The organism is Streptomyces sp. NPDC059010, from assembly GCF_042740355.1.
In the GTDB taxonomy this organism is placed as follows: Bacteria; Actinomycetota; Actinomycetes; order Streptomycetales; family Streptomycetaceae; genus Streptomyces.
In genome coordinates this window covers 28354-35976 of sequence record NZ_JBHYJA010000072.1, presented here as the reverse complement: position 1 = coordinate 35976, position 7623 = coordinate 28354, and the positions used below count along the sequence as shown (strand labels likewise).

The following is a 7623-nucleotide window of genomic DNA, read 5'->3' as shown; positions in this document are numbered from 1 at the left end:
GGCCCCGGGGGGGGGGGGGCGCGCCGCCCCGGCCGCCGGGGGGGGGGGGGGGCGGCGGGCGGGCGCCCCCCCGCCCGGGGCGGGCGGGGGGGGGGGGGCCCCGCGCCGAAGGAGCCTGGGGCTGGCTGTTCGTCAGCCCCATGGTGATCGTCCTCGGCCTGTTCCTCGTCCTGCCGACCCTGATGGCGCTGTGGGTGAGCCTGCTCCACTGGGACGGCCAGTCCAACCCCTTCAGCGGCCAGGCGGACTTCGTCGGCCTCGACAACTACCGGGGTCTGCTCACCCAGGACGGCCTCGACCGCACCCTCTTCGCCACCTCACTGCGCAACAACCTCTACTACGTGCTGCTGACCGTGCCGCTGCAGACGATCCTCGCGCTGACGCTGGCGCTCGTCGTCAACCAGCGGATGCTGCGGGGCCGTAGCGCCCTGCGCACCGCGTTCTTCTTCCCCTCGGTCACCAGCTCGATCGCGGTCTCCACGATCTTCCTCTTCCTGTTCCAAGGCAGTGGGGCCGTCAACACCGTGCTGTCGTGGATCGGGATCAAGGGCCCGAACTGGTTCAACGACTCTCGCGGCGTGCTCTCCCTCCTCCTGGGCGGCCTCGGCATCGTCGACACCGACCATCCCTCGGGCGCCCTCACCGACCACTCGTTCATGGGACTGTCCTGGTTCGAATGGCTGTCCGGGCCGTCCGTCGCGATGTGCACGATCATCCTGCTCGCCGTGTGGACGACCTCCGGCACCTTCATGCTGATCTTCCTCGCCGCCCTACAGGACATCCCGCGCGAACTGGAGGAGGCCGCCGCCATCGAGGGCGTCAGCCGCTTCCAGCTGCTGCGGTACGTGACACTGCCCGCGCTGCGGCCCGTGCTCTTCCTCGTCCTCACCCTCGGACTGATCGGCACGTGGCAGGTCTTCGACCAGGTCTACGTCATGAGCCAGGGCGCCCCCGGCAACACCACTCTCACCCCGGCGTTCCTGTCGTACTCCTCCGCCTTCGGCGACGCCGACTTCGGACAGGGCGCGGCCATCGCCTTCATCCTGCTCACGCTGATCCTGACCATGACCGCCGTACAACGCTTCCTGCTCCGGGAGCGCACGCCTCGCGTCCGGAGGAACCGATGAGCGCCAAGTCCCCGGCCGCCGCCGCCCGGGCACAGGGACATCCCGTGCTCGGCCGCTTCCCCCTGTCCCTGCGCGTCCTTGGCTATACGGCGGTGGCCACGCTCGGCCTGCTGTACATCGTGCCGTTCGTGATCCAGCTGGTCACCGGCTTCAAGACCGACCCGGACGCGGCGGCCCACCCCCTGGGGCTGATCTCCACCACACCCACGACGGCCGCCTACCAGCGCCTGTTCGGACTCAGCCAAGCCGGCGACGGAGTCCCGTTCCTGCGCTGGCTCGGCAACTCCGCCTTCATAGCCGTCGTCGTCACCGCCGGACGTGTCCTGTTCGACTCGATGGCTGGCTACGCCCTGGCCCGGCTGCGCTTCCCCGGCCGCACCCTGCTGTTCGGCTTCATCCTCGCCGTGATGGCCGTACCCGGGGTGGCACTGCTGATCCCCAGGTTCCTGGTCCTCAACAGCTTCGGCCTCTTCGACACCTACACCGGCATGATCCTGCCGCTCATGGTGGACGCAGCCGGCATCTTCATCATGAAGCAGTTCTTCGAGTCGATCCCCCGGGAAGTGGAGGAGGCCGCCCGCGTCGACGGTGCCGGCGTCTTCCGTACCTTCTGGTCGATCGTGCTGCCGATGGCCCGCCCCGCACTACTGACCCTGACCATCCTCTCCTTCCAGGGATCGTGGAACGAGTTCACCCACTTCCTCGTGGCCACCCAGTCCAGCCAGTACGAAACCCTCACCACCGGCCTCGCCCGCCTCGTCTCCGGCGGCCTGGGCGGCGGCACCCAGTACCCCTTGAAACTCGCCGCAGCCCTGCTGGCCACCCTGCCCGTCGCCGCGCTGTTCTTCTGCTTCCAGCGCTACTTCGTCCAAGGCGCCAACGCCGGAGCCGTCAAGGAATAGCCCTCGGGCTCACCTGGAACGCCGGGCCGCCCGGCGAGGTCGTAGCCGGTGCCTGACACGGTCAGGTCAGGTCAGGTCCTGGCCACTGCACGCTCGGCGTGAGAGCGGCTGGGAATCACACGCGAACCGTAACTCTGCGGCACCCAGTTCTCTTTCGGACTCGCGCAATTCCCTGTCGAATTGGCGTGTTGAAGCCGATGAAGGGGGGTGCGCTCGCGGTGAGTTGGCGTGTGTTCTGGGTACCGCCGGATGCAGTACGGGGCGGAGTTCGGGGCAGTGTCGTCGAGGGATGGGACAACGTGCCATTTCGCCAGGACCCAGGGTGGGCGTGATGGTCGGCGACCCCGACTTGCTGTCACCAGATCGCGGCTAGATCTCCTCCTGAGCCTCTGCTGCCAGTCCGGTGCCTTCCGCCGCTACGAGGAGAAAACTCGCCGCAACTACACCACGGACATCACGGCCCCGCAGCAGACTGCGTAACCTCATGCACTCGGTGTCGGATGCATTGGCGAACACGGTGGGCGGGCGCACACTGACCACGACCTCGCCGGGTGGACGGACGAGACTCCCCCTGTCAACCTTGCGGTTTGTGGATCACGAGGCAGGTGTTCTCTCGGAAGGGGCTGCGGGCATGCCAAAGTGCCGAGGGTCGGTGGCGTGATCGTCCCGCGGCTTCGGTCAGACGGCCCAGGGGGCGTCAGGCTGTCAGATCGGCCTCCGCGCGATTGCTGAGGTGGAGGCCGGGGTCGTAGAGGGTGTGGTCCTGCCAGCAGCGCCAGAGGACGCGGACCCATCGTGCGCCGAGGCCGCGGATGGCGCGGTTGTGGGGCTGACGGCGAGCTCTGGCCTGCTCGTATGCCTCGCGCACCCAGGGCACTTCGCGAGCCATATTGAAGACCCACCAGTCCACCGCGTGGCGCATGCGCTTGTTGGCTGCATAGCGGAAGCGGACCTGCCGGGTGCGGCCGGAAGACCGGGTGACCGGGGCGACTCCGGTCTCGGCCATGAGTGCGGCCGGGGTGGGGAAACGATCGCGGTCTTCGCCCATCTCGGCCAGCAGAGTTGCCGCGCAGGAGCGGCCCATGCAGGGAAAACTGAGGAAGATCGGCGCGTCGGGGTGGGCGGCCAGGAGCTCGTCGATCCGTTTGTTGAGGATGCGGATGTGGTCGTTGAGCAGGGCGAGCTGCTCGGCGAAGAGCACGGCGGTCAGCTGCTTGCCGGCGACCGTGCCTGGGGCTGCGGTGAGCAGGTGCGTACGCAGTCGTTCCACCAGCACTTCGGGGCGGGTGCGCCCGGAGTAGCCGTGACGGCCGGTGAACGCCTTCATCCGCTCTGGGCCGATGCGGCGGGCCTGCTCAGGGGTGGGGTAGTCCTGCAGGAATGCAAGGCTGATGTCGCGGTCGAGGGAGGAGAACAGGTGCAGCACGGCCGGGTGGTAGGACTCGAGGATGGCTCGCAGCTGGTTCTCCAGGTCGCGCTGGTTCCAGACGACGCGTTCGCGGTCGCGGATGACGGCCCGCAGCTCGGCCAGCTTCGGTGAGGCGACCGGCAGCGGCCGCCAGCGCCGGTATTCGTGGCGGAGACTGTCGGCCAGGACGAAGGCGTCGAAGGCGTCGTCCTTCTTCGGTGCCATCCGGTAGCGTTCCCGCGCTCGCGCGGAAATCTTTGGTGAGACGCAGTAGAGGGTGTGACCTGCTGCTTGAAGGCGCTCGACCAGTAGGCCCTCGCCGCGTTCGATGGCGATCCCGGCCAGTGGTGCGTGGCGGCGCAGGTGACGATCCAGACGCTCGAGGCCGTCAGCGGTGTGGGCGTAGCGCTTTTGGTGCACGACCTGGCCGGCCTCGTCCACGAGGCAGAGCTGCTGATGGGCGTTGCCCCAGTCGACGCCGGCGAACACTCCGGCTGGATCTGTGGTGTTGGTGGGTAACGAGTGGTCCATAGCTTCCGTCCTGTCGGTCCAGGTCACCGACCGGGCGGCCCCGCTGGTACCTCATCTCGGCGCTCGAAGCGCGACTCCCGCTGGCCAGTTCGCGGCCCGCCTCCAGCGAGAGGGACGGGTCTGCATGGGGGCCTCGAAGGCAACACGTCTGCATAGGTCCTCTCCCGCTGGCGCGGTGACCGGCGGGGGATTCCCGCCACCAAGGAGTGTGCACTGATGACGTCTGGACAATCGTCGCAGGCCAGACGGTGTTCACGGCGTCCGGGAGGCCGGTCAGGCCGTCGCAGACCAGCATCAGGACATCGGCCGCGCCGCGGTTCTTGATCTCGGTCAGGACCTGGAGCCAGTACTTCGCGCCCTCCCCTCCGTCGCCGATCCACAGACCCAGGATGTCCCGGTGTCCCTCGGCGGTGACCGCGACCGCCATGTAGACGGGCCGGTTTGCGACCTGCCCGTCCCTGACCTTCACGTTCACACAGTCGATGAAGACGACCGGGTAGACGCTGTCCAGCGGACGGTTCTGGCATTCCGTCATGCCGGCCATCACACTGTCGGTGATCGTGGAGATCGTGGACTTGGAGATCTCCGCGCCGTACACCTCGGCGAGATGCGCGGAGATCTCCCCGTGCGTGAGCCCTTTCGCCGACAGCGACAGAACCATCTCGTCCACGCCGCCCATACGCCGCTGACGCTTCCTGACCAGCCGCGGTTCGAACGATCCGGCCCTGTCCCGCGGCACCGTGATCTCGACCGGCCCCGACTCGGTGATCACCGTCTTGGAGCGGTGCCCGTTGCGGTAGTTCTCCCGGCCGCCCTCGGCCCGCTCACCGGGCTCGTGTCCCAGGTGATCAGTGAGCTCGCCCTCCAGCGCGGACTCCAGCACCCGCTTGGTCAGCTGCTGCAGGAGGCCGCCCTCCCCGGTGAGCTTCACGCCACCGGCCTGAGCCCGGGCCACCAGCTCGGCAACCAGCCCGTCATCCACGGCGCCAGTCCCGCTCACCGAGGTCTTCCCGGCCTCGCTGTCACTTGTCACGTCAGTCATCAACTGTCGCTTTCAGCTCGGGAGTTACACCGCTCACCGTACAGACCCCGTTCGCATCATGCACGCTCGATGATCACAGGCGAGCACTCACCGTCAACCGCTCTGGGAATCAGTCGACGGACGGTGGAGCGTCCTCGTAGGGGTTGCGCGGCTCGGCGACGGTCCTCAGGTCGCCGATCTCGAAGGCCGGGACGGGGTGCTCCTCGGTGACCTCACCAGCCCTCCAGACACCGGCGACCGTGACCCAGGTGTCCTTGGGGGGTGCGGCCGATCCGCGCATCTCGACGCGCAGCGGCATCGCGTCCCCCGCGCAGCAGCTGACAACGAGGCGGTTGAGGTACCAGATGTCCGGGCTCCTGCCGGGAGTTGCGAAGCCGGTCAGCAGGACCTTGCGGTCGTGGAGGCTCGTCGTGTCGTATATCGACCGGCCGATGAACTCCTCCAGCGCCATGGGCGTGGCGGGCGCGTCTCCCAGTTCCTCGTAGGCGGTCCGCTCCACGCGTGCCGCCGCACCGTCCCGCGAGGCGGTGTAGGAGCCGAGGGCCGGGGGCGCGACGAACAGGAGGGCGAGGGCCGGGGCGGCGAGGAGCCAGGCGACGCGCGTCGCTCCGTTGTGCTCGTGCCCGCACCCGTCGTCGGTGTCGGTGCGCTCGTCGTGGGGTTCGCGCCAGAGGCCGCGGTCGGACGCGGCTCCCCACCGGAGCGGCTGCTGCCTGCGCCGCACGGCCTCGGCCCCGATCCCCGCCAGGCCGAGCACCACGAGGAAGGCGCCGGAGGTCACGAGATAGGGCCACAGCCCTTCCTTGACGTAGCGGAGGTACACGTCACTGAACACGGTGGTACGCAGCAGGCCCGCGCCGGTCAGCACCAGTAGGAGCGGTAGCCCGAGTTCGCTCGGGCGCCGGCGTCCCTTGCCGGTCGGTCGTCCGGTCACAGCAGCACTCCTCCGACGATGACGCAGCACAGGACGGCCACCACGAACGTGGCGGCGGAGAAGCGCCATGCGAACGCCCGTCCGAAGGCTCCCGACTGCAGGGCGATCAGTTTCAGGTCGACCATGGGGCCCACGACCATGAAGGCGAGTCGGGCGGTAGGCGAGAAGCCGGTGAAGGAGGCCGCGACGAAGGCATCCGCCTCCGAGCACACCGACAGAAGCACCGCGAGCACCGCGGCCACCAGCACACCGAGCCACGGCGAGTCCGCGAAGACCTCCAGGACGGAGGGCGGTACGAGGACGTTGAACGTCGCCGCGGCCATGGCTCCGACGACCAGGAAGCCGCCCGCGTGCAGGAAGTCGTGCTGCAGTCCGCGTCGGAAGGCCACCAGCCGACTTCCGCCCGGGACGTGCCCCGCGGGGCTCGTCGGCAGCCTCAGCCACTCCTCGCGCCCCCAGCTGATCCACAGCCAGCCCATGAGCACGGCGACCATGAGTGAGGCTCCGAACCGGGCCACCACCATCTCCGGGCTGCCCGGGAACGCGACGGCCGTCGACACGAGTACCACAGGGTTCACGGCGGGCGCGGCGAGCAGGAACGTCAGGGCCGCGGCGGGAGCTACACCCCGGCGCATCAGGCTGCCCGCCACCGGAACCGAAGCGCACTCGCAACCCGGCAGCACCATCCCTGCGGCGCCGGCCACCGGAACGGCCAGTGCGGGGTTCCGGGGCAGAGCCTTGGAGAAGGCATTGGCGGGGACGAAGGCGCCGATGGCTGCGGAGACGAGGGTACCGAGGAGAAGAAACGGTACGCCTTGAACCGCGATGGCGACGACCAGCGTCCGCCAGGCACCGAACGCCGCAAGCCCGGGCAGGTCCTCCAGCAACGGCCCGGCGAGCACCGCGACGACGGCGACGCCCACCAGGGCAGTGCCCAACCCGCCGTTCCCCGCCCGGCGCGGCGCCTCTGTACCGGCTCCGGCGCCGTGGGCGTCGCAGGCATGAGGTGGTGGTTCCGTCGTGGTGCTCGGCACTCCGTGCGCCACGTCGCGCTCTCTTGGCTCCGCCGCCTCCCCACGATCCGGACTGCCGGGTATCGCCTCCGCTACGTCCGCGTCCGAACGCCCCACGGCGGACGGTCCCGAAGTCCTGCTCATCGCGCTCCTTCGTCCACCGAGACGGAACGCCGGAGCCGACCGGCCGGGCGGCCCGCGTCCCGACCGAGCGCGGCCACATCCTCCCGGCGCAATCGGAGCACGAGGGGGACCTCCACCTTGCCGTCGGGCAGGGCGTGGACGCCGGTACAGGGAGCGCGATCGTTCATGGCGAGTCCTTGAGACGAGTGGCTGGTGGACGGGTGACCGCAGCGACCACCCGTCGGCTGGAGCGGCCTGCCCAGGATCTGGATCGTCGCGAGTGGTCACACGCTGAGAGATCGCCCCACCAGCCGATCATCCCGCCACTTTACCGACTCTTTACCCAGGGCTGTCCGGCTCATTGTCGTGCCCATTGCTTTGTCGCCAGCGCGAGTGTGGGATTGTGTAGCCGGGCAATGCCGAGCACTAACCTCGATCTTGCATGAGGGTGGACCGACCGTGTCGGTGGTGCCATTTGGTTTTGGGGTGTGTTGTTGGGGTGGCTGGGGGGGGGGGGGGGGGGCCGGGTTGGCTGGGGCGGGG

The 7623-nt window shown here is 69.0% G+C and carries 6 protein-coding genes and 1 pseudogene; 2 read left to right on the top strand and 5 right to left on the bottom strand.

The features are described from left to right. Window positions 1-140: 140 nt before the first annotated feature. Both ACFWYS_RS44115 and ACFWYS_RS44110 read left to right on the top strand, forming a co-directional pair. Window positions 141-1127, top strand: a complete 987-nt coding sequence (locus tag ACFWYS_RS44115; protein WP_384782232.1) for a carbohydrate ABC transporter permease — start codon at window positions 141-143, stop codon at window positions 1125-1127. Then, on the top strand, window positions 1124-2029 hold the full coding sequence (locus ACFWYS_RS44110; protein WP_384782230.1) for a carbohydrate ABC transporter permease: 906 nt from the start codon (window positions 1124-1126) through the stop codon (window positions 2027-2029). Before ACFWYS_RS44115 ends, ACFWYS_RS44110 begins: the two co-directional genes overlap by 4 nt. Window positions 2030-2726: 697 nt before the next feature. Here ACFWYS_RS44110 and ACFWYS_RS44105 read toward each other — a convergent pair. The 5 genes and pseudogenes from ACFWYS_RS44105 to ACFWYS_RS44085 form a co-directional block, all read right to left on the bottom strand. Further along, entirely contained in the window at window positions 2727-3926 is a 1200-nt protein-coding gene (locus tag ACFWYS_RS44105; protein WP_384782228.1) for an IS110 family transposase, read from the bottom strand. A 250-nt stretch (window positions 3927-4176) separates the two neighbouring features. Further along, a pseudogene (locus ACFWYS_RS44100) lies at window positions 4177-5010 on the bottom strand (IS256 family transposase); the annotation flags it as partial. A gap of 109 nt (window positions 5011-5119) precedes the next feature. Further along, window positions 5120-5944, bottom strand: coding sequence for a TIGR03943 family putative permease subunit (locus ACFWYS_RS44095; RefSeq protein WP_384782226.1), 825 nt, complete (start codon window positions 5942-5944; stop codon window positions 5120-5122). Then, window positions 5941-7101 carry a permease gene (locus ACFWYS_RS44090; protein ID WP_384782224.1) on the bottom strand — a complete coding sequence of 387 codons (1161 nt, stop codon included), beginning with the start codon at window positions 7099-7101 and terminating at the stop codon, window positions 5941-5943. Before ACFWYS_RS44090 ends, ACFWYS_RS44095 begins: the two co-directional genes overlap by 4 nt. Next, the gene (locus ACFWYS_RS44085) at window positions 7098-7268 is read right to left on the bottom strand and encodes a hypothetical protein (protein WP_384782222.1); all 171 of its coding nucleotides are present in this window, start codon (window positions 7266-7268) and stop codon (window positions 7098-7100) included. The genes ACFWYS_RS44090 and ACFWYS_RS44085 overlap by 4 nt, the downstream gene beginning before the upstream one ends. Window positions 7269-7623: the final 355 nt, after the last annotated feature.